The sequence below is a fragment of the Streptomyces sp. AgN23 genome, assembly GCF_001598115.1.
GTDB lineage: Bacteria > Actinomycetota > Actinomycetes > Streptomycetales > Streptomycetaceae > Streptomyces > Streptomyces antimycoticus.
This window is the reverse complement of sequence record NZ_CP007153.1, coordinates 2993746-3012555: the sequence shown is the minus strand read 5'-3', so window position 1 is coordinate 3012555 and position 18810 is coordinate 2993746. Positions and strand designations below refer to the sequence as shown.

Here is an 18810-nt window from a genome sequence, read left to right as displayed (position 1 = left end):
CGCCTTCCCCCGGAAGCCGGATCCTAGGCCCGGACGGCGCTCAGTCCGCCGTGGCCGCGGCGGGGACCTTCTCCGGGGTGGCCGCCGCCTTCGCCGCCTCGGCGGCGCGGTCCCGGCGCTCGCGGCGGGCCAGGACCACCCAGCCGATGGGCACACCGGCGGAGAACAGCCACCACTGGACGGCGTATGCCATATGCGGGCCGATGTCGCTGTGGTTGGGCTCGGGGACCGGCTGGGGCTGCTTGTCGCCCTTGGGGGAGGAGGAGGTGAGCTCGATGTAGCCGCCGAGGACGGGCCGGGACAGCGCCTTCGCCTGCTGCTCGCTGTTGATCAGCGAGACCTGGCGGGGCGGCAGCCCCTGTTTGTCCTTGATGCCGCTGTTGCCGGTGGTCTCGTCGGCCTTGAGCCGGCCGGTGACGGTGACCTTGCCGGAGGGGGCGGCGGGAACCTTGGGGAACGCGGTGAGGTCGGCACCGGCCGGGATCCAGCCCCGGTTGACCAGGACCGCACGGTCGTCCGGGAGCAGCAGCGGGGTGAGCACGAAGTAGCCGATGGACTGCTCGTCGGAGCCGGTGCGCTGGCGGACGACGACCTCATGGGCGGTGTCATAGGTGCCGGTGGCGGTCACCGTGCGCCAGGTGTCGTCGCGGGCCACCGTACGGCCGGGGGAGGTGAGCTTGTCGACGGCCACGGCCGGGGCGTCGAGGCTGTCCCCGATCAGCTGGTTCTGCGCGACCCGGTGCTCATGGCGGTGCAGCTGCCAGAAGCCCAGCCTGATCATCGTCGGGATCAGCGCCAGGGCGACAAGTGTGAGGATCACCCACTGCCGGGTCAACAGGAAGCGGTACACGTCCTTGACCCTACTCGGCGTGGATTGTCCCTCGGCCGCTGGGGGCGGCCCAGGCACAATCCACGCAGGTGGCCGGGTTCACACACGGTCGACGATGCCCACCTTCCCTTCCGCCCGCGCGCAGTGCGCACAGCAGTAGAACTGGCCGTCCGCCTCCACGCCCTGCCCGATGATCTGGGCGCGGCAGTGTTCGCAGATGGGCGCCATGCGGTGGATGGCGCACTGGAAACAGTCGAAGACGTGCACATTGCCCTGTGCGTGCACTTCGAATGTCATCCGGTAATCGTTTCCGCATACCTCGCAACGTGCCATGCGCCTCAGATTGCGGGCCCGCGCGGTGGCGGGCGAGCGGCGGGCGGGCGCGTCGCGCCGACTTCACCTGTTTGTCGGCGGCGCGGGGGTGACGTCCTGGAGGAGCTGCATGAAGGCCGCCTCGTCGATGACGGGCGTGCCGAAGGAGCGGGCCTTGGCGGTCTTGGACGTGGGCGAGTCGGGGTCATTGGTGACCAGCACGCTGGTGAGCCGGGAGACGCTGGTGGCCACGTGCAGCCCGGCCTCGATCGCCCGGTCCTCCAGCAGCTCGCGGTCGACGGAGGTGTCCCCGGAGAACGCCACCCGCATGCCCTGGACGAGCTGCCCGCCCGGCTCGTACCGCCCGGGGTTGGGGTAGGGGCAGGCGGGGCGCTTGCGGCTGGGGCGCCAGGTCTGCCGGTACGACCGCTGGCGGCCGATCGACGGGCCGTCGGACCACTCGGTGAGCGGCTGGCAGGCCAGCAGCGGCAGGCGCAGCCCGGTCTCGGCGGCCCGGTGGAGGCTGGGCCGGAAGGTCTCGGCGAGCACCCGCGCGTCGTCCAGGGCGTGGTGGGCGCGCCGCTGGACCACTCCGTAGTGCGCGGCGAGGGTCTCCAGCTTGTGGTTGGGCAGCGGCAGGCCCAGCTCCTTGGAGAGGGCGATGGTGCACAGCCGCTGCCGCACCGGCGCGGCGCTCTTGGAGCGGGCGTACTCCCGGGCGAGCATCGACCAGTCGAAGGCGGCGTTGTGCGCGACCAGGACGCGGTCGGCCAGGCGCTCGGCGAGCTCCCCGGCGATCTCGGGGAAGCGCGGGGCGCCCTCGAGCACCTCCTCGGTGAGGCCGTGGATCCACACCGGGCCCGGGTCGCGCTGCGGATTGACCAGCGTGTACCAGTGGTCCTGCACCGCGCCTTGGGCGTCGAGCTGATAGACCGCCGCGGAGACGATCCGGTCGTCGCGGGCGAGGCCGGTGGTCTCCACGTCGACGACCGCGTAACCCTGCGGATAGGTGGCCGGCCAGGAGGACGGCGGTGCGGGGTGCGGTGCGGCTGTCGTCGGGTCTTCGAGCATGGTCAATGAGGATACGGGCCGCCGCCGACAACCCTGACCGGTGGGCCGGTCGGGACAGGCGGAGCCCCGGGGTTGACGGGGCGTCGGGGCCGGGCGGCGGGTCAGAGGTCGGAGAGGGCCAGCTGCAGGTCGATGTTGCTGGTGAGGAGGCGGCCGGCGCGCTTGTCCTCCGGGCGGTCGGGCACCGTCACCTTCACCCCGGGCGAATTTCCGGTGAGAACGGTCACCTTGGCGCCGTCGAAGCGCGGGGCCCGCTGCTTGATGACGGACTTCAGCCGGTCGGCGGCGCGCTCGGCCGTCCGCTTGCCGTCGGTGAGGGCGCAGATGACCCCGGATGTCTCCTTCGCGGACTTCGCGAGCTGTCCGGTGGCCGACAGGCGCACCGCGCTCTTGGCGTTCTTCCCGCCGAAATCGACGCGGTAGACATCGCCCAGGCAGCGGTCCAGGGCCTGGTAATCCGGGTCGTCCGCCAGGGACTTGCCCTTGGCCGGGCGCACCGAGGACAGGTCCTTGCCGGCGAAGCCGAAGGAGAGTTCGTCCTGGCTGACCCGGAGGGTTATGCCCTCCTTCTTCCAGATGGTCTCGCCGTGCCAGGTGCTCCGGGCGAATCCGCCCGCCTTGAGCTTGGCGACGATGCGGTCCGCGTCGAAGGAGCCGTCCCAGTGCCCGGCGTAGCCATTGGTCACATCGGTGTCGATCATGGCCGGATCGAGTCCGTAGGCATGGGCGTTGAAGCGGTAGCCGCTCAACAGCGGGTTGCCCGGCCGGCCGATGGTACGGAACCGCTGGGAGCCGCCCTTCTCCAGCGAGCGCACCCGATCGGCGTCGAGATAGGAGACCTGGGCCCCCGTCGCGCCCGCGACCGATACCTGCCCGACCGCGGCCATCAGGGGTGAGGGGGAGTCATCGCCGCTCGACCCGGAGGAACACCCCGTGGTCAGCGCCGACAGCAAGCAGGCGAGGGCTATGCCGCCGGTCCGGAACCGTTCCTTGGCTCTGCGCACAGGCGGGGAGCTTAATCGGCCATGCGCTCCTGGGCGACCCCTGTTGTTGACATCTTCTCTACCATACTTGTTGGTAACTACCCCTAGCGACGGCCTTACGGGCGGTTCTATGTTGCGGACATGCCGCACCTGCCCAACGCCGTGCTGTGGTCGATACCGGCCTTTGTCCTGCTCACCGTCGTGGAGATGGTGAGCTACCGCTTCCATCCCGACGACGGTGCCGAGGGCTACGCGGCGAAGGACGCCGCGACCAGCGTCACCATGGGACTCGGGAGCCTCGTCTTCGACCTGGTGTGGAAGATCCCGATTGTGGCGATCTACGCCGCCATCTACGAACTCACCCCGCTGCGCGTCCCGGTGCTGTGGTGGACACTGCCGCTGATGCTGCTCGCCCAGGACTTCTTCTACTACTGGTCGCACCGCGGGCACCATGTCATCCGCATCCTGTGGGCGTGCCATGTGGTGCACCACTCCAGCGAGAAGTTCAACCTCACCACCGCCCTGCGGCAACCCTGGACCACCTGGACCGTGTGGCCGTTCTATGTGCCGATGATCGCGCTCGGGGTGCACCCCGCGGCGGTGGCGTTCTGCTCGTCGGTGAACCTCGTCTACCAGTTCTGGATCCACACCGAGCGGATCGGCACCCTGCCGCGCCCCATCGAGTTCGTCTTCAACACTCCCTCGCACCACCGCGTCCACCACGCCTCCCAAGGCGGCTATCTGGACCGCAACTTCGGGGGGATCCTCATCGTCTGGGACCGGCTCTTCGGGTCCTTCGTCCCCGAGATCGAGCGGCCCGTCTACGGCCTGACGAAGAACATCGGCACCTACAACCCGCTGCGGGTGGCCACCCACGAGTACGCGGCCATCGCCCGCGACATCGCGGCGGCGCGGGGCTGGCGCGAGCGGGCCGGCCGGGTCTTCATGGGGCCGGGCTGGCAGCCCGGCCCGGCGCCGGAGGCGGGGCCGGGCCCGGAGCCCGGGTCGGCTGCGGAGCTCGGGTCGGCTACGGAGGCCGGGTCGGCGCCGGAGGCCGGGTCGGCTGCGGAGCCCGGGTCGGCTACGGAGGCCGGGCCGCGGGAGCCGGTCGGCGAGAGCGCGCGGTGACGGCCGCCGCCGGGCGCGCGACGAGGGCCTTGCCCGCCCTCTTCGCGCTGCTGACCGCCGTTCACCTGGGCGCGCTGCTCGCGGACGCCACCACCGTCGTCCACCTCACCAAGCCCGCCCTGATGCCCGCCCTCGCCGCCTGGGCCCTGGTGCGCGGCGGGCCGTGGCCGCTCCCCGCCGCGCTGGTGTGCGGCTGTGGCGGCGACGTGCTGCTGCAGATCGGCGGCGAGACCGCCTTCCTGGCCGGAATGGGGTGCTTCGCGGCCGGGCACCTCTGCTATCTGGCGCTGTTCACCCGCACCGGGCGGGGCGTCCTGCTCACCCGCGACGGGTGGCCTCGTACGGCGCCCTGGGTGGCCGCCGGGTACGGGGCCGCGTGGCTGGGCACGGTGGCGCTGCTGTGGCCCGGCCTCGAAACGGATCTGCGGCTTCCCGTCGCGGGCTACAGCCTGCTGCTGACGGTCATGGCGCTGGCCGCGCTCGGGGCGGGCCCGCGGACCGGGCTCGGCGGGGCGCTGTTCATGCTCTCCGACACCCTGATCGCCGCCGGGCTCGCCGACTGGCCACGGCCGCCGGTGCCCCAGTTCTGGATCATGGCCACCTATATCGCCGCCCAGTGGCTCCTGATGGCGGGAGCGACACGCGAGGCGGCCCCGCGCCCCGGGCCGGAACCGGCGCTCGTCAGAACGTGACGGGCAGCCGCCTCAGCCGGACCACCCGCAGCGGGTCCGAGGGGCGGTCATGGCTCAGCTCCCAGCCCCGGGCCCGCGCCGCCTCCAGGACATAGCCCGCGCCCACCCCGCGGTACACGCGCACGCAGACGTCGTACGGGCCCGGCGGCGGGGCCTTCTTCGCCTTCTGGGCCGCCAGTTCCTTGCTGGTCCAGGCGGCGATGCGGTTGTCGACCCGGGCCCGGTAGAAGGCCGCGTCGCCCTCGTGCCGCAGCTCCGGGAGCGTCACGCACCAGGCGGGCCACACCGCCACGCTGTCCCCGAACTTGTCGATCAGGCCGAGGAAGCCCTTCTCGAACCCGGGGATGACCGTAAGGATTTCGGCCACGATCCCGAAGGCGATGAAGCCGAGGAAGATCACCACGATCAGCGCCCACCACAGCGGCAGCAGCAGCACGGTCAGCACGAACCGGATCAGCAGCCAGAAGGCCGACCGCGGGGGCAGCGGTCCCCAGGAGGCGTCGTGGTGCACGGGAATGGGGTCCTCTCGCCGCTGCATGCGGGAACGCGTACGGGCCGCCGAGGGCTGTTCCGCCCCGGCGGCCCGTGCATTGTGTCAGCCGGTCACTTCTCGACGGCGTCCAGGGCGTCCGCGAGCCCGGCGCCGTAGAAGCCGTTGTAGCGCTTGCCGCCCTCGCACACCGCGTCGACCGTGCCGTCGCCGTCGATGTCATACGGCGTCGGGCAGGCGAGGTCATCGGCCTCGGCCTTGAGCAGCGCCTTCACCTGCCCGGCGGAGGCGTGCGGATGGGTGCTCTTGATGAGCGCCGCGACACCGGCGACATGCGGCGAGGCCATCGAGGTGCCCGCCATGTAGCCGTACTGCCCGCCCGGCAGCGTGTTGTAGATCAGGCCGCTGGTGGCCGGGGGCTCCGGCTTCTGGTAGGCGGTGCTGTCGCCGCCGGGGGCCGCGATGTCGATGACCCCCAGGCCGTAGTTGGAGAACGAGGACTTGAGGGTCTTGGCGCCGGTCGAGGCGACCGTGACGACGCCCGGCAGCTGGGTCGGGATGTCCAGGCAGACGCTCGGGTCCACCTCCCGCTCACCGGGGGTGGTGTCGTTGGGGCTGGAGGGGTCGGTGATGGTGTCCGAGGTCAGGTCGTAGTTCTCGTTGCCCGCCGCGGCCACATTGACCACGCCCTTGCGCTCCGCGTACGACGAGGCCCGGCGCACCGCCTCGACCAGGGCCTTCTGGTCCGGGTCGGTGGTGCAGTTGAAGTACCACGGGTCGGTGTAATAGCTGTTGTTGGTGACGTCCACGCCGTGCTCGGCGGCCCAGATGAAGCCGCAGACGACCGCCTCGGTGTAGAAGAACCCGGCCGTCGTGGACACCTTGATACCGGAGACCTTGACGCCCGGGGCCACGCCGGTGACGCCGATGCCGTTCTTCGCGGCGGCGATCTCCCCCGCGACATGGGTGCCGTGCGGGGACTCCTCCGCGGTCGGCCGCCAGGCGCCGTCGGCGGTGTCCGGCTTGCCCGTCACACAGTTGACGGACGCCTTACGGTCGAAGTTCGGCGCCAGGTCGGGGTGGGTGTCGTCGACACCGGTGTCGATGACCCCGACGGTGACATTCCGGCTGCCCAGGCTCTTCTCATGCGCCTTGTCCGCCTTGATCGCCGGCAGATCCCACTGCAGCGGCTCCAGCGGGTCCTGCCCGGCCTTGGCCTTCGCCGCCACCGCCTGCCGCTCCTTCTCGCTCAGCAGCTTCGGCGTGTCGATGTCGTCGGTGGACTGGGCGGGCAGCGGTGCGGTGCGGGTGTTGCCGGCGGAGGAGACGCCGCGGACCTTACGGATGCTCTCGGCGAAGTCCGCGTTGGCGGAGTGGACGACGATGACGCCGATCCGGTCGTACGACACGACGACCGTGCCGCCGGCCTGAGCGATGGCCTTGCGGATCCGGGACGGGTCCTGCCCCGGGCGGGTGTTGACGACATAGCTCAGGGACGGACCGTCGGCCGCGGTGGCCGCGGAGGCGTGGCCGTCCCGTCCGAGAGCGGTGGCGGTGGTGGGCAGGAAGGCCAGCGCGGTGGTGAGCGCCATGGCGGCGGGTATCGCGGCGGTGCGCAGCGGCAGGGAGGTGCGGCGCGGCGTCATGGGTACTCCGGTTCTCTCGAATGGGTGAGGAGGCTCTGTGCGGGCGGACCGGGCTGGATGGACAGCGTTCCGGACCGGGGGCGCGGACGCGCGCTCAGCGCGCCACTCGGGGGACGCGGAGCCCCCGGGCGAGGGCGGCGGCCCGGTGGGCCGCGTCAACGGCCGCGGTACGGCCGGAGTCATCCGCACCAGCGAATGTGCGCGCCCTCGGGGCGCGGATCCCGCACGCCGCCTCGATGCCCCGGGACGCCGCGGGACCGGGGCAGAGGCGGCGGGGAGTGGCGATGGGGTGCTGCGAAGCCGACGGACCGTCAACAGCCCGCCGTCCGGGTCTTGGAGCAGCCGATCTCAGATGAGCCATGGGGTCTCCACTTCATCCGTACGGGCCGCCCGAACGCCGTCAGCGTCTGGGCGGGTACATGACGAAGGAAGCTATCGCTGATCAAGGTCGGGCATCAATGCATTCCGGAAGAAAACCCGTCACAGTACCCGGAGTCGATCCTTCCTTCGAAGTCGTATCCGTCTCTCAACCAACCTGCCCCTGTCGTAGCGGGTCGGCGTCGCCCTACCATGCGTGATCTGGATCACCTCCGCCGCCGTGTTCATCCCCGTCGGACCCACTCACCAGGAGAGACCGTGGATACCGCACCGGCCAATGATCGCCCCGACGATCAGCGGCAACGAGACCGTTCTTCCTACGCCGAGGTGCAAGCGAGCGCGGAGTTCGGCGAACTGCGCGGTGCCCACCGCTCGTTCGCCTTCCCGCTCACCATCGCCTTCGTCAGCTGGTACCTGCTCTATGTGCTGCTGTCCAACTACGCGGGCGACTTCATGGGCACCAAGGTCGTCGGCCATGTCAACGTGGCCCTGGTGTTCGGGCTCGCCCAGTTCCTGACGACCTTCCTCATCGCCTGGTGGTACTCCCGGCACGCCGCCGCCAAGCTCGACCCCCGCGCCGAGGCGATCAAGTCCCGTATGGAGGAGCGTTCATGAGCCCCCATCTGCTCGCGGCCGAGAGCGCCTCGGACAACCGGCCGCTGATCATCACGCTCTTCGCGGTCTTCGTCCTGGCGACCCTCGGCATCACCATCTGGGCGGGCCGGCAGACCAAGGACGCCAACGACTTCTACGCCGGCGGCCGCCAGTTCTCCGGCTTCCAGAACGGCCTCGCCATCTCCGGCGACTACATGTCCGCCGCGTCCTTCCTCGGCATCGCCGGCGCCATCGCGCTCTCCGGCTACGACGGCTTCCTGTACTCGATCGGATTCCTCGTCGCCTGGCTGGTCGCCCTGCTGCTGGTCGCCGAGCCGCTGCGCAACTCCGGGCGCTACACCATGGGCGACGTCCTCGCCTACCGGATGCGCCAGCGCCCGGTGCGCACCGCCGCGGGCGTCTCCACCATCGTCGTCTCCATCTTCTATCTGCTGGCCCAGATGGCGGGCGCCGGTGTGCTGGTCTCCCTGCTGCTGGGCATCACCAGCGAGGCCGGGAAGATCCTCATCGTCGTCCTCGTGGGCGTCGTGATGATGCTCTACGTCACCATCGGCGGCATGAAGGGCACCACCTGGGTACAGATGGTCAAGGCCGTGCTGCTGATCGCGGGCACCCTGCTGATCACCTTCCTGGTGCTGCTGAAGTTCAACTTCAACATCTCCGACCTGCTGGGCGAGGCGGCCAAGAACAGCGGCATCGGAGAGTCGTTCCTGGAGCCGGGGCTGAAGTACGGGCTCAACGCCACCACCAAGCTCGACTTCATCTCCCTGGGCATCGCCCTGGTCCTGGGCACCGCGGGGCTGCCGCACATCCTGATCCGCTTCTACACCGTGCCCACTGCCCAGGCCGCCCGTAAGTCGGTCAACTGGGCCATCGGCATCATCGGCGTCTTCTACCTGATGACCATCGCGCTGGGCTTCGGCGCCGCCGCCCTGCTCGACCGCGACGCCATCATCGCCTCCAACAAATCCGGCAACACCGCGGCCCCGCTGCTCGCCGAGGAGATCGGCGGCGGACCGGACTCCACGGGCGGCGCCATCCTGCTCGCGGTGATCTCCGCGGTGGCGTTCGCGACGATCCTCGCCGTGGTCGCCGGGCTCACCCTCGCCTCCTCGTCCTCCTTCGCCCACGACCTGTACGCCAATGTCATCCGTAAGGGCAAGGCGACGCAGAAGGAGGAGATCTCGGCGGCGCGCTGGGCCACCGTCGGCATCGGCACCGTCGCCGTCGTGCTCGGGGTGTTCGCACGAGATCTCAACGTCGCCGGACTCGTGGCGCTCGCCTTCGCGGTCGCCGCCTCCGCCAACCTCCCGACCATCCTCTACAGCCTGTTCTGGAAGCGCTTCACCACCCAGGGCGCGCTGTGGTCCATCTACGGCGGACTGATCTCCTCGGTCTTCCTGGTGCTCTTCTCGCCCGTCGTCTCGGGCAAGGAGACCTCGATGTTCCCGGACGTGGACTTCCACTGGTTCCCGCTGGAGAACCCCGGACTGATCTCCATCCCGCTGGGCTTCCTGCTCGGCTGGCTGGGCACGCTCGTCTCCAAGGAGCAGCCGGACAAGGACAAGTACGCCGAGCTGGAGGTCCGCTCGCTCACCGGCCACGGCGCCCACTGACCTGCCCCGACCACCCGTGCGGCCCCTCCCTGTCACACCCGTCGCGTACGCTGCGGGACAATTGACCACAGTGCACGCGACATCAACCGTGGAGGGGCCGCCACCATGCTGATCGATACCTATGGTCGCGTAGCCACCGACCTTCGGGTCTCCCTGACCGACCGCTGCAATCTGCGCTGCACCTATTGCATGCCGGAAGAGGGCCTGCAGTGGCTCGCCAAACCCGATCTGCTCACCGACGACGAGATAGTCCGGCTGATCGGGATCGCCGTCACCGACCTCGGGGTCACCGAGGTCCGCTTCACGGGCGGTGAGCCACTGCTGCGCCCCGGTCTGGTCGGCATCGTCGAGCGCTGCGCGGCCCTCACCCCGCGCCCCCAGATGTCGCTCACCACCAACGGCATCGGGCTGGAGCGCACCGCCCAGGCCCTGCGCGACGCGGGCCTGGACCGGGTCAATGTCTCGCTCGACACCCTGCGCCCGGAGGTCTTCCAGGCCCTGACCCGGCGCAAGCGCCATGACGATGTGCTGCGCGGCCTCGACGCGGCGCGCACCGCCGGGCTGACCCCGGTGAAGGTCAACACCGTGCTGATGCCCGGGCTCAACGACGACGAGGCGCCCGATCTGCTCGCCTGGGCCCTGGAAAACGACTATGAGCTCCGCTTCATCGAGCAGATGCCGCTCGACGCCCAGCACGGCTGGAAGCGCGACGGCATGATCACCGCCGGGGACATCCTGACCAGCCTGCGCACCCGCTTCACCCTCACCGCCGAAGGCGACGACGAGCGCGGCTCCGCTCCCGCCGAGCGCTGGCTGGTCGACGGCGGCCCGGCCCGGGTCGGCGTCATCGCTTCGGTCACCCGCCCCTTCTGCCGCGCCTGCGACCGCACCCGGCTGACCGCCGACGGACAGGTGCGCACCTGTCTGTTCGCACGCGAGGAGTCGGATCTGCGCGGAGCGCTGCGCTCCGGCGCCCCGGACGAGGAGATCGCCCGGCTGTGGCGGCTGGCGATGTGGGGCAAGAAGGCCGGATCCGGGCTCGACGACCCGTCGTTCCTCCAGCCCGACCGCCCCATGTCGGCGATCGGCGGCTGACGGTTCGCGGGGGTCGTGGGTCGTGGGGGCGAGGGGGCGAGGGGTCGTGATCAGTCTTCGGTGGCCGACCACTCCGCCAGCGTCACCACGTCCTTGAGGAAGCCCCGCATCCCGAGGAACTCCGACAGATACTCGCGGTGTTCCTCGCAGGCCAGCCAGGTCTTGCGCCGCTCCGGGGTGTGAAGCTTGGGATTGTTCCAGGCCAGCACCCATACGGCGGGGGCGCGGCAGCCCTTGGCGGAGCAGATCACGGTGTCGGTCTCGGCGGTGGTCTCGCGGGTGTTCACACCGCAGACTCTACGGAAGGCCCGGCGGACATGGCGACGCCGGGCAGCCACGGGGGGAGCCGCCCGGCGTCGGTCCGTCGCTCCGACGGGGGATGCGGAGCGCGTACGCAGTATGTCACGAGGGATAGGGCCCGGTGCACCGGTACTGCACTATTGATCTGAGGTTTTCTTGAGCTTACGGAAACGTGGCAGGTCAGCCACGCTCGCCCCGTCCAGGCTCGCTGATATGTCCGACGTCCTCCGGGACGGATTCCGCCCGGTGGGAATCGGTCGGCTCCTCACCGCGCCCGGCGATCAGCATCGGGCGGGGCGGGGTCGGGATGAAGGTGGTGGGCAGCGAAGTGGTGTTCTCCCGGCCCGCGTTGGCGATCACCACCGCGACGTAGGGCAGCACCACGCCCAGTACCAGGGCGACGATGGCCACATGGCGCTCCACGTTCCACAGCACCGCCGCCAGCACGACCGCGAGGGTCCGCACCGACATCGAGATCACATAGCGGCGCTGTCGGCCGCGGACGTCATCGGCCAGCCCCTGCCGGGCTCCGGTGATCCGGAAGACCTCCGCATCGCCATGCTTCCGCATCACGTTCCACCACCTGATCGCCGAGCAGGCTTCCCCCGCTCTGGGACGTACTCAACGTTACGCCGCGTCTGCTGTCGGTTCGAGACCGGGGCGCCCTGACGGGTGCCGTCCGGGGTGCGCCAGAAGGCGTACCGCCCCTCCGGCGTGCGCCGTACCCGCAGTGGCCGAACACTGGAGGGGATGTGCATCTCCCGTGCATCCCTTCGCCGCGTGTCAGGGAGGCGACATGAACTGGCTATGGGCGATCGTCGTGGGTTTGATCCTGGGTGTGATCGCCAGGGCGATTCTGCCCGGCAAACAGGCCATTCCGCTCTGGCTGACCTGCATCTACGGCATCCTCGGCGGCATGCTGGGGAACGCGGTGGCCGGCTGGATCGGGGTCAGGACCACCGGGGGCTTCGACTGGATCCGGCATCTGCTGCAGCTGGGGTTCGCGGTGGCGATCGTGGCCCTGGGCACCCCGCTGTGGCACTCCATCCGCGGCGGCGGGCACAGACGTGGTGTGACGCGTACCTGAGCGGACCATGAGCGGTGGCCCCCGGGAACGCGGCGGGCCGCGCCCGGGGGCGCCGACGCGACGGCGGTGCCCGGGTGCCCGGGTTCCGGGGTGCCGATACGGCGCCGATGGCGGGCCGCCCGGGTGCCGATGCGACGGCGGCGGTCGGTGCGTGTGGTGGACGCGCACCGGCCGCCGCTTTCGGCCGGCGTCCAGCGGTGAGGTGGGCGGGTTACCACCCCCCCCGCCCACCGGGGCGCGCGCGTTACACCCCGCTCACCTGGGCGATCTTCCGCCCGGCCTTGAGGTAGACCGTGCCGGAGCCCGCCGTCACCCCGGCCGCCTCCAGGGTCTCCGCGACCACCTCGGCCAGCGGGCGCACCGCCTGGGCCTCGGGCAGCACCACCGACTCCTGGCCGCCCTCGGTCTCGATCACCAGCCGCAGACCGTTCTGCTTGGCGACCCGGCGGGCGGCCGAGGCGCTGGGCTGGAACTCCAGCACCTTGCTCAGCACGGTCGCGATGGACTCGGCGCCGTGCTCCCCGGCGTCGACCACCGGCAGCGTCTCGACGTCGGTGAAGCTCTTCTTGGAGAACTGGGCGACGAAGCCCGCACGGGCCGCCATCGCCTTCTCGACGCCGTACAGCGCCGCCACGACCTCACCGGCCAGGACCTTCTTCAGATCCATCGGGTGCAGCGAGCGGTCCTCCACCCGGGCGGTCGCGGCGGCGATCTCCGCGTCCGTCCATTCGGTCCATGCCTCCAGGTACGGCTTCATCAGCCGGTCCGGAATCGACATGATCTTGCCGAAGACATCGTCGGCGGTCGCGGACAGCGCGACGTAGTTGCCCTTGGACTTGGACATCTTGGCGCCGGTGCCGTCCGTGCCCTCGATCAGCGGCATCGTGACCACCAGTTGCGGCCGCTGCCCGCGCAGCTCCATCAGCTTGCGGCCCATCTGCAGATTGAGCAGCTGATCCGCGCCGCCCAGCTCCACATCGCACTCCAGCGCCACCGAGTCGAGGGCCTGCGCGATCGGGTAGAGCAGCTCGGACATGGTGAGCCCCGAGCCGGCGGCCAGCCGGTTGCGGAAGTCCTCGCGCTGGAGCAACTGGGAGACCGGCACCTGGGAGAGCAGCCCCAGCAGCTCGGGGAAGGTGTACGGCGCCAGCCACTCGCTGTTCTGCCGGAAGCTGACCTTCTCGAAGTCGAAGAAGGGCCGGACCTGGTCCTGGTAGCCCGCGAGGTTCCGGGCGATGTCCTCGTCGGTCAGCGGCGGGCGCTCCGCGGTGCGGCCCGATGGGTCGCCGATCTTGGCCGTGAAGTCGCCGATCAGCAGGGTGACGTCATGCCCCATGCGCTGGAAGCGGCTGAGGATGATCATCGGCACCACATGGCCCAGATGCACATCGGCGGCCGTCGGGTCGATGCCCAGCTTGATGGCCAGGCCCCGGCCCGCGCCGCGGCGCTCCTCGATCCGCTTGGCCAGCTCCGCCACACCGGGCAGGATCTCGACCGTACGGGACGCGATCAGCTCGGCCTGCTCCGTCGGCGACAGGTCCGCCAGATCGATGGAGCGCCGCGAGCCCGTCTCCTCGAGCAGCCGCTCGACGGTCTTGTCGGAGGAGAGGTCCTGGGTGAGGAGCTCGGTGGCGCGGGCGACGGATTCGCCGAGGCGTGTCATGGCGTTCCTGGGGATAGACGAAACGGATACGGATCAGATCGGGCGTGGACCAGTCTATTCGGCTCGTTCACACCCCCTTGCTGACCGAGCTCATATTGAAGTCCGGGATGCGCAGCGCGGGCACCGCGGCGCGGTTGAAGTAGTCGCTCCACTCCCGCGCCAGCGTCCGCTCGGTGCGGCCCGCCTCGGTGGCGCGGGCGAGCAGATCCACCGGTGATTCGTTGAACCGGAAATTGTTCACCTCGCCGACCACCTCGCCGTTCTCCACGAGATAGACGCCGTCCCTGGTCAGCCCGGTCAGCAGCAGCGTCGCCGGGTCGACCTCGCGGATGTACCACAGGCAGGTCAGCAGCAGCCCCCGCTCGGTCGAGGCGACCATCTCCGCCAGCGAGCGGGTGCCGCCCGCGTCCGCGATCAGGTTGTCGACGGGGGGAGCGAGGGGCAGCCCGGTGAGACTGGCCGTGTGCCGGGTGGTGATCAGCTGCTGGAGTACGCCGTCGCGGATCCAGTCGGTGGCGGACAGCGGCAGACCGTTGTCGAAGACCGACGCGTCGTCCCCGGACGAGTGCGTGATCACGAACGGCGCCGCCTCGAGACCCGGCTCGGCCGGGTCGCTGCGCAGCGTGAAGGGCAGCTCGGACAGTTTCTCGCCGACCCGGGTGCCGCCGCCCGGCTTGCTGAAGACCGTACGGCCCTCCGCCGCGTCCCGCGCCGAGGACGACCACAGCTGGTCGATCAGCAGATCGGCCACGGCGCTCGGGGGCAGCAGCGTCTCATAGCGGCCGGCCGGCAGCTCGACCCTCCGCTCGGCCCAGCCGAGCCGCTGGGCGAGTTCGGCGTCGATCGCGGCCGGGTCCACATCGGTGAAGTCGCGGGTGGCCCGCCCGGCCCAGGCCGAACGCGGTGCGGCCTTGCCGGTACCAGCGGACTTGGCGTTGACCTCGAGCGTGCCGGTCGGCTGGTCATGGCGCAGCCGCAGCCCGGTGGAAGTGCCCAGATAGCTGGAGACCAGCTCATGGTGGGCGAAGCCGTACAGCTCCCGGCCGCCCGCGCGGGCGGCGGCGAAGGACTCGCCGAGGGCGGGGGCGAAGTCGGCGAACACCTCGGAGGAGGTCACGGCGGGGGAGTCGGTGAACCCGGGGGAGACCGCCCCACCCGCGTCCCGCTCCACCAGCGGCTGGGCGTCCTCGGCCGGCTCCGCCTCCCGCGCGGCGGCCTCGGCGGCCCGGACCAGCGGCTCCAGCTCGTCGGCGGTGACCGCGGACCGGGACACCACACCCGAGGCGGTGCCCTGCCCGCCGTTCACGGTGGCCACGACGGTCAGGGTGCGGCCGCGGGTGACCCCGTTGGTCGTCAGGGCGTTGCCCGCCCAGCGCAGATTGGCCGTCGAGTTCTCGTTCGCGATCACCACACAGCCGTCCGCACGGGACAGCTCCAGGGCGCGCTCGACGATTTCATGCGGCTTGCTGCTCATCGTCCCGCCTCCTGGGTGGTGTTGAGGATGTTGACGCCGCGGAACAGCGCCGACGGGCAGCCGTGCGAGACGGCCGCGATCTGCCCGGGCTGGGCCTTGCCGCAGTTGAAGGCGCCGCCCAGGACATACGTCCGCGGGCCGCCGACGGCCGCCATCGAACCCCAGAAGTCGGTGGTGGTGGCCTGGTAGGCGAAGTCGCGCACCTGCCCGGCGAGAGCGCCGTTCCTGATGCGGAACGCCCTTTGTGCCGTGAACTGGAAGTTGTACCGCTGCATATCGATCGACCAGGAGCGGTCGCCGACCAGATACAGACCGTTCTCGACGTCCCCGATCAGCGCCTCCGTCGAGGGGCCGCCGGGGGCGGGCTGGAGCGATACGTTCGCCATCCGCTGCACCGGCACATGGCCCGGCGAGTCGGCGAACGCGCAGCCGTTCGACCGCTCGAAACCGGTCAGCCGGGCGATCCTGCGGTCCAGCTGATACCCGACGAGCGTGCCGTCCTTCACCAGATCCCAGGACTGCGCGGCCACCCCCTCGTCGTCGTACCCGATGGTGGCCAGCCCGTGCTCGGCCGTCCGGTCCCCGGTCACATTCATCACCTCGGAGCCGTACTTCAGCTTTCCGAGCTGGTCGAAGGTGGCGAAGGACGTGCCCGCGTACGCCGCCTCGTAGCCGAGCGCGCGGTCCAGCTCGGTGGCGTGGCCGATCGACTCATGGATGGTCAGCCACAGATTGGACGGGTCCACCACCAGGTCGTACGACCCGGCCTCGACGGATGGCGCCCGCATCTTCTCGGCCAGCAGTTCCGGGATCTCCGCCAGCTCCGCGTCCCAGTCCCAGCCGCCCGCCCCGGGCCCGCCGGTCAGATACTCCCAGCCGCGCCCGACCGGCGGGGCCAGGGTGCGCATCGAGTCGAACTCCCCGCTCGCCGGATCCACGGCCACGGCGGTCAGCTGCGGATGGAGTCGGATGCGCTGCTGGGTGGTCGTGGTGCCCGCCGTGTCCGCGTAGAACTTGTTCTCGTGGACGGTGAGGAGCGACGCGTCCGCGTGCGCGACCCCCTCGGCCCGCAGCAGCCGCTCGCTCCACTCGGCGAGCAGCCCGGTCTTCTCGGCGTCCGGCACCTCGAACGGGTTGACCTCGTACGAGGACACCCAGGTCTTGTCGGCATGCACCGGCTCCGGCGCGAGCTCCACCCGCTCATCGGACCCCGCGGCCTCGATCACCTTGGCCGACAGCTTCGCCATCGCCACCGCCTGCGAGGCGACGCGGGCGGCGGCGTCCATGGTCAGATCCACCCCTGACGCGAACCCCCACGCCCCGCCGTGCACCACCCTTACGGCGTACCCCAGGTCGGTGATGTCGGAGGCCCCGGACGGCCTGCCATCCCGCAACCGCCAGGCGGCACTCCGCACCCGCTCGAACCGGAAGTCGGCATGCGCGGCCCCGAGCGCGCGGGCCCGCGCGAGCGCCGCGTCGGCGAGCGCCCTCAGGGGCAGCGCGAGGAAGGATGGATCGATCTCGTGCGCCACGGGCGAGTCCCCTTCGTCGGTTCTGTCGATGGTGTTGTCCGTCGGCAGTGAACCATGCGGCTGGGGGGTGGGGCGCGGTAATTGCCGCTGGACCACCGGGCCTGGGGTCGCCACCCTCGGCCTCTCCGGCCGCGCCGCTCGCCGCTCAGGTCCGGCATCGGCGCGCACGGACCGGCGAACAACGGCCGCCCCGGTTGCCCAGGGCGGCCGAACGGTCTGGTTACGCGCCGAACTCTTCAGCCGTGAGACGGCCGATGAACGCGTCCCACTGGCGTATGGAGAAGGCGAGTCGTGATCCGTGGCGGTTCTTGGAGTCCCGTACGTGGACGGTGTCGGCGGTGGCGGCCACCTCGACGCACATGCCGCCCTCACCGCTGCTGTAGCTGCTCTTGAACCACGACAGTTCGATGTCGTTGTTGTTCACGTTTCTCCCCGCAGTTTCTCGATGAAAGCCAGCGACTCCCGTGGAGTGAGAGCCTGGGCTCTGATGATCCCGTAGCGCTGTTCCAGCGTGCGGACCGCTTTGCGATCCGTCAGCAATCTGCTGATGTCCTGGACCTCTACGTAAGCCATCATCTGGCGCCCCTTGGGCTCCAGCAAGGCAAATGGGCCGCCCGCTCCGGCATGTTCGTCCACCCTCGTCGGCATGACCTGAAGGTCCACGTTCCGCATCTGGCCGACGTGTAGCAGGTGTTCCAACTGCGCACGCATCACCGGTGTTCCGCCGCATGGTCGGCGCAACACCGCCTCCTCGGTCACGAAGCTCATGATGGGCGGGGGTTGCCGAGTGATGAGTTCCTGCCGGGCCAACCGGGCGGTGACCCGCTGCTCGATGGTTTCCTCGCCCAGCATCGGGCGTTGCATCGTGAAGACAGCTCGGGCGTAATCGCCGGTCTGGAGCAACCCGTTGATCACCTGGTTCTCGTACGCGTGGAACTCGACCGCCTGCGCCTCCAGCCGTGCCGCGCCCCGGAAGAACGCCGGGAGCTGTACGTTGGCGACTTCCTCCCTGGCCGCGCGCAGCACCCCGAACGCCTCCAGTGCCTCGTCCGCCGCGTCCAGGAAGTCCGGCTGTGGCACCCGGCGTCCCTGCTCGACCGATGAGACCTGCTCCTCGCTGTATCCGATCGCCTCACCCAACTGTGCCTGCGTGAGCCCCGCCCGTTCGCGGAAGAGCTTCACCTGCCTGCCGATGCATTTGACGATGTCACCCGCCATGGCCCACCCACCTCCTTGCGCGAGAACGCCCCGCTTCCCCTCGGCGTCACGGCAGTCCTCCCGTACGGGCACTGCCCGTGCCCGTACCGCGACCCTGCGTACCCGCCGCCCGTCTGGTCAGGCTAGGCGCGCTTCGCCACGCTCGGTGACGTGACTGGCGAAAATCCCCCTAGCGGTACGTTCGAGATGTTCTTCACCTCTTCGCGGCGCGGTGCCCGGCTCGCCCGGCGCATCGTCGTCCGCAGACTGGAGGAGTGGGGCATCCCCCGGGACAGCGGAGCCTCGCAGAGCCTCGCGCTGATCGCGGGCGAACTCGCGGCGAACGCCGTGAGCCACGGGCACGTGCCCGGCCGCCGCTTCCATCTGCGGCTCAGCGTGCAGCCGCCGCCCGGTCCCGATGGCCGTCGGGCCCCTGCCTCGGCTCGTATCGAGGTGTCCGACGCCCGCGACGAGCGGCGCCCGGTGCTCCGGGACCGGGACGACGAGGCGGAGTGCGGGCGCGGGCTGCTGCTCGTGGACGCGCTCGCGTCGAAGTGGGGGGTGGCGGAGCGGGGCGTCGGCAAGACGGTGTGGTGCGAATACGCCATCGCTCCCGAGGGGTGCGGGTCGCAGCAGGTCACGGGAGACACCGGAGTCGGCGATGCGCGATGATGGAGGCACAGACGAGCAGGTTCACCGTGG

General features: G+C 70.4%; 20 protein-coding genes. 7 read left to right on the top strand and 13 right to left on the bottom strand.

Annotated elements, in window-relative coordinates:
• Window positions 1–40: 40 nt before the first annotated feature.
• The 4 genes from AS97_RS13175 to AS97_RS13160 form a co-directional block, all read right to left on the bottom strand.
• A complete protein-coding gene (locus AS97_RS13175) occupies window positions 41–850 on the bottom strand; it encodes an SURF1 family protein (protein ID WP_086711918.1) in 810 nt (269 codons plus the stop codon).
• 78 nt (window positions 851–928) lie between these two features.
• Window positions 929–1162 carry a hypothetical protein gene (locus AS97_RS13170; RefSeq protein WP_059147079.1) on the bottom strand — a complete coding sequence of 78 codons (234 nt, stop codon included), beginning with the start codon at window positions 1160–1162 and terminating at the stop codon, window positions 929–931.
• Between the two features lie 63 nt (window positions 1163–1225).
• Window positions 1226–2212, bottom strand: coding sequence for a DEDDh family exonuclease (locus AS97_RS13165; RefSeq protein WP_059147080.1), 987 nt, complete (start codon window positions 2210–2212; stop codon window positions 1226–1228).
• 101 nt (window positions 2213–2313) lie between these two features.
• Window positions 2314–3216 (bottom strand): hypothetical protein, encoded by a 903-nt coding sequence (locus tag AS97_RS13160; protein WP_125758955.1) that lies wholly within the window; start codon window positions 3214–3216, stop codon window positions 2314–2316.
• A 120-nt stretch (window positions 3217–3336) separates the two neighbouring features.
• On the opposite strand from AS97_RS13160, the gene AS97_RS13155 reads away from it, so the two are divergent.
• Both AS97_RS13155 and AS97_RS13150 read left to right on the top strand, forming a co-directional pair.
• Window positions 3337–4323, top strand: coding sequence for a sterol desaturase family protein (locus AS97_RS13155; protein ID WP_086711103.1), 987 nt, complete (start codon window positions 3337–3339; stop codon window positions 4321–4323).
• A gap of 29 nt (window positions 4324–4352) precedes the next feature.
• A complete protein-coding gene (locus AS97_RS13150; protein WP_247204352.1) occupies window positions 4353–5015 on the top strand; it encodes a lysoplasmalogenase in 663 nt (220 codons plus the stop codon).
• Here AS97_RS13150 and AS97_RS13145 read toward each other — a convergent pair.
• Entirely contained in the window at window positions 5005–5553 is a 549-nt protein-coding gene (locus tag AS97_RS13145; RefSeq protein ID WP_236670321.1) for a hypothetical protein, read from the bottom strand. The genes AS97_RS13150 and AS97_RS13145 overlap by 11 nt on opposite strands.
• 65 nt (window positions 5554–5618) lie before the next feature.
• Window positions 5619–7151 carry a S8 family serine peptidase gene (locus AS97_RS13140; protein WP_059147085.1) on the bottom strand — a complete coding sequence of 511 codons (1533 nt, stop codon included), beginning with the start codon at window positions 7149–7151 and terminating at the stop codon, window positions 5619–5621.
• Between the two features lie 636 nt (window positions 7152–7787).
• Here AS97_RS13140 and AS97_RS13135 point away from each other — a divergent pair.
• The 3 genes from AS97_RS13135 (at window position 7788) to moaA (ending at window position 10855) form a co-directional block, all read left to right on the top strand.
• Window positions 7788–8144: a DUF485 domain-containing protein gene (locus tag AS97_RS13135; protein WP_059147086.1), complete on the top strand. Its 357-nt coding sequence runs from the start codon at window positions 7788–7790 to the stop codon at window positions 8142–8144.
• Window positions 8141–9760: a cation acetate symporter gene (locus AS97_RS13130; RefSeq protein WP_059147087.1), complete on the top strand. Its 1620-nt coding sequence runs from the start codon at window positions 8141–8143 to the stop codon at window positions 9758–9760. The genes AS97_RS13135 and AS97_RS13130 overlap by 4 nt, the downstream gene beginning before the upstream one ends.
• Before the next feature lie 105 nt (window positions 9761–9865).
• Complete coding sequence (gene moaA / locus AS97_RS13125) at window positions 9866–10855, top strand: GTP 3',8-cyclase MoaA (RefSeq protein WP_125758959.1); 990 nt, start codon at window positions 9866–9868, stop codon at window positions 10853–10855.
• Window positions 10856–10905: 50 nt separating this feature from the next.
• Here the strand turns inward: moaA and AS97_RS13120 are convergent, their stop codons facing one another.
• On the bottom strand, window positions 10906–11142 hold the full coding sequence (locus AS97_RS13120) for a hypothetical protein (RefSeq protein WP_059147089.1): 237 nt from the start codon (window positions 11140–11142) through the stop codon (window positions 10906–10908).
• A 193-nt stretch (window positions 11143–11335) separates the two neighbouring features.
• Window positions 11336–11725, bottom strand: a complete 390-nt coding sequence (locus AS97_RS13115; protein ID WP_125758961.1) for a DUF3099 domain-containing protein — start codon at window positions 11723–11725, stop codon at window positions 11336–11338.
• A 226-nt stretch (window positions 11726–11951) separates the two neighbouring features.
• Between AS97_RS13115 and AS97_RS13110 the strand changes: the two genes are divergently transcribed.
• Window positions 11952–12242 (top strand): GlsB/YeaQ/YmgE family stress response membrane protein, encoded by a 291-nt coding sequence (locus AS97_RS13110; protein ID WP_125758963.1) that lies wholly within the window; start codon window positions 11952–11954, stop codon window positions 12240–12242.
• Window positions 12243–12486: 244 nt separating this feature from the next.
• On the opposite strand, the gene tyrS is transcribed toward AS97_RS13110, so the two are convergent.
• The 5 genes from tyrS to AS97_RS13085 form a co-directional block, all read right to left on the bottom strand.
• On the bottom strand, window positions 12487–13905 hold the full coding sequence (gene tyrS / locus AS97_RS13105; protein WP_125758965.1) for a tyrosine--tRNA ligase: 1419 nt from the start codon (window positions 13903–13905) through the stop codon (window positions 12487–12489).
• A gap of 67 nt (window positions 13906–13972) precedes the next feature.
• Window positions 13973–15379, bottom strand: a complete 1407-nt coding sequence (locus AS97_RS13100; protein ID WP_059147093.1) for a metallopeptidase TldD-related protein — start codon at window positions 15377–15379, stop codon at window positions 13973–13975.
• Window positions 15376–16911, bottom strand: a complete 1536-nt coding sequence (locus tag AS97_RS13095; protein WP_125758967.1) for a TldD/PmbA family protein — start codon at window positions 16909–16911, stop codon at window positions 15376–15378. Before AS97_RS13095 ends, AS97_RS13100 begins: the two co-directional genes overlap by 4 nt.
• A 220-nt stretch (window positions 16912–17131) precedes the next feature.
• Entirely contained in the window at window positions 17132–17335 is a 204-nt protein-coding gene (locus AS97_RS13090; RefSeq protein ID WP_107420796.1) for a DUF397 domain-containing protein, read from the bottom strand.
• Complete coding sequence (locus AS97_RS13085) at window positions 17332–18129, bottom strand: helix-turn-helix transcriptional regulator (RefSeq protein ID WP_086711247.1); 798 nt, start codon at window positions 18127–18129, stop codon at window positions 17332–17334. Before AS97_RS13085 ends, AS97_RS13090 begins: the two co-directional genes overlap by 4 nt.
• 150 nt (window positions 18130–18279) lie before the next feature.
• Between AS97_RS13085 and AS97_RS13080 the strand changes: the two genes are divergently transcribed.
• Window positions 18280–18780, top strand: coding sequence for an ATP-binding protein (locus AS97_RS13080; protein WP_338069295.1), 501 nt, complete (start codon window positions 18280–18282; stop codon window positions 18778–18780).
• Window positions 18781–18810: the final 30 nt, after the last annotated feature.

Coding starts and splice junctions, on each gene's coding strand:
- AS97_RS13145 (WP_236670321.1), bottom strand. CDS start 5,553: ATGCAGCGGCGAGAGGACCCCATTCCCGTGCACCACGACGCCTCCTGG.
- AS97_RS13110 (WP_125758963.1), top strand. CDS start 11,952: ATGAACTGGCTATGGGCGATCGTCGTGGGTTTGATCCTGGGTGTGATC.
- AS97_RS13100 (WP_059147093.1), bottom strand. CDS start 15,379: ATGAGCAGCAAGCCGCATGAAATCGTCGAGCGCGCCCTGGAGCTGTCC.
- moaA (WP_125758959.1), top strand. CDS start 9,866: ATGCTGATCGATACCTATGGTCGCGTAGCCACCGACCTTCGGGTCTCC.
- AS97_RS13140 (WP_059147085.1), bottom strand. CDS start 7,151: ATGACGCCGCGCCGCACCTCCCTGCCGCTGCGCACCGCCGCGATACCC.
- AS97_RS13085 (WP_086711247.1), bottom strand. CDS start 18,129: ATGGCGGGTGACATCGTCAAATGCATCGGCAGGCAGGTGAAGCTCTTC.
- AS97_RS13115 (WP_125758961.1), bottom strand. CDS start 11,725: ATGCGGAAGCATGGCGATGCGGAGGTCTTCCGGATCACCGGAGCCCGG.
- AS97_RS13130 (WP_059147087.1), top strand. CDS start 8,141: ATGAGCCCCCATCTGCTCGCGGCCGAGAGCGCCTCGGACAACCGGCCG.
- AS97_RS13165 (WP_059147080.1), bottom strand. CDS start 2,212: ATGCTCGAAGACCCGACGACAGCCGCACCGCACCCCGCACCGCCGTCC.
- AS97_RS13170 (WP_059147079.1), bottom strand. CDS start 1,162: ATGGCACGTTGCGAGGTATGCGGAAACGATTACCGGATGACATTCGAA.
- tyrS (WP_125758965.1), bottom strand. CDS start 13,905: ATGACACGCCTCGGCGAATCCGTCGCCCGCGCCACCGAGCTCCTCACC.
- AS97_RS13155 (WP_086711103.1), top strand. CDS start 3,337: ATGCCGCACCTGCCCAACGCCGTGCTGTGGTCGATACCGGCCTTTGTC.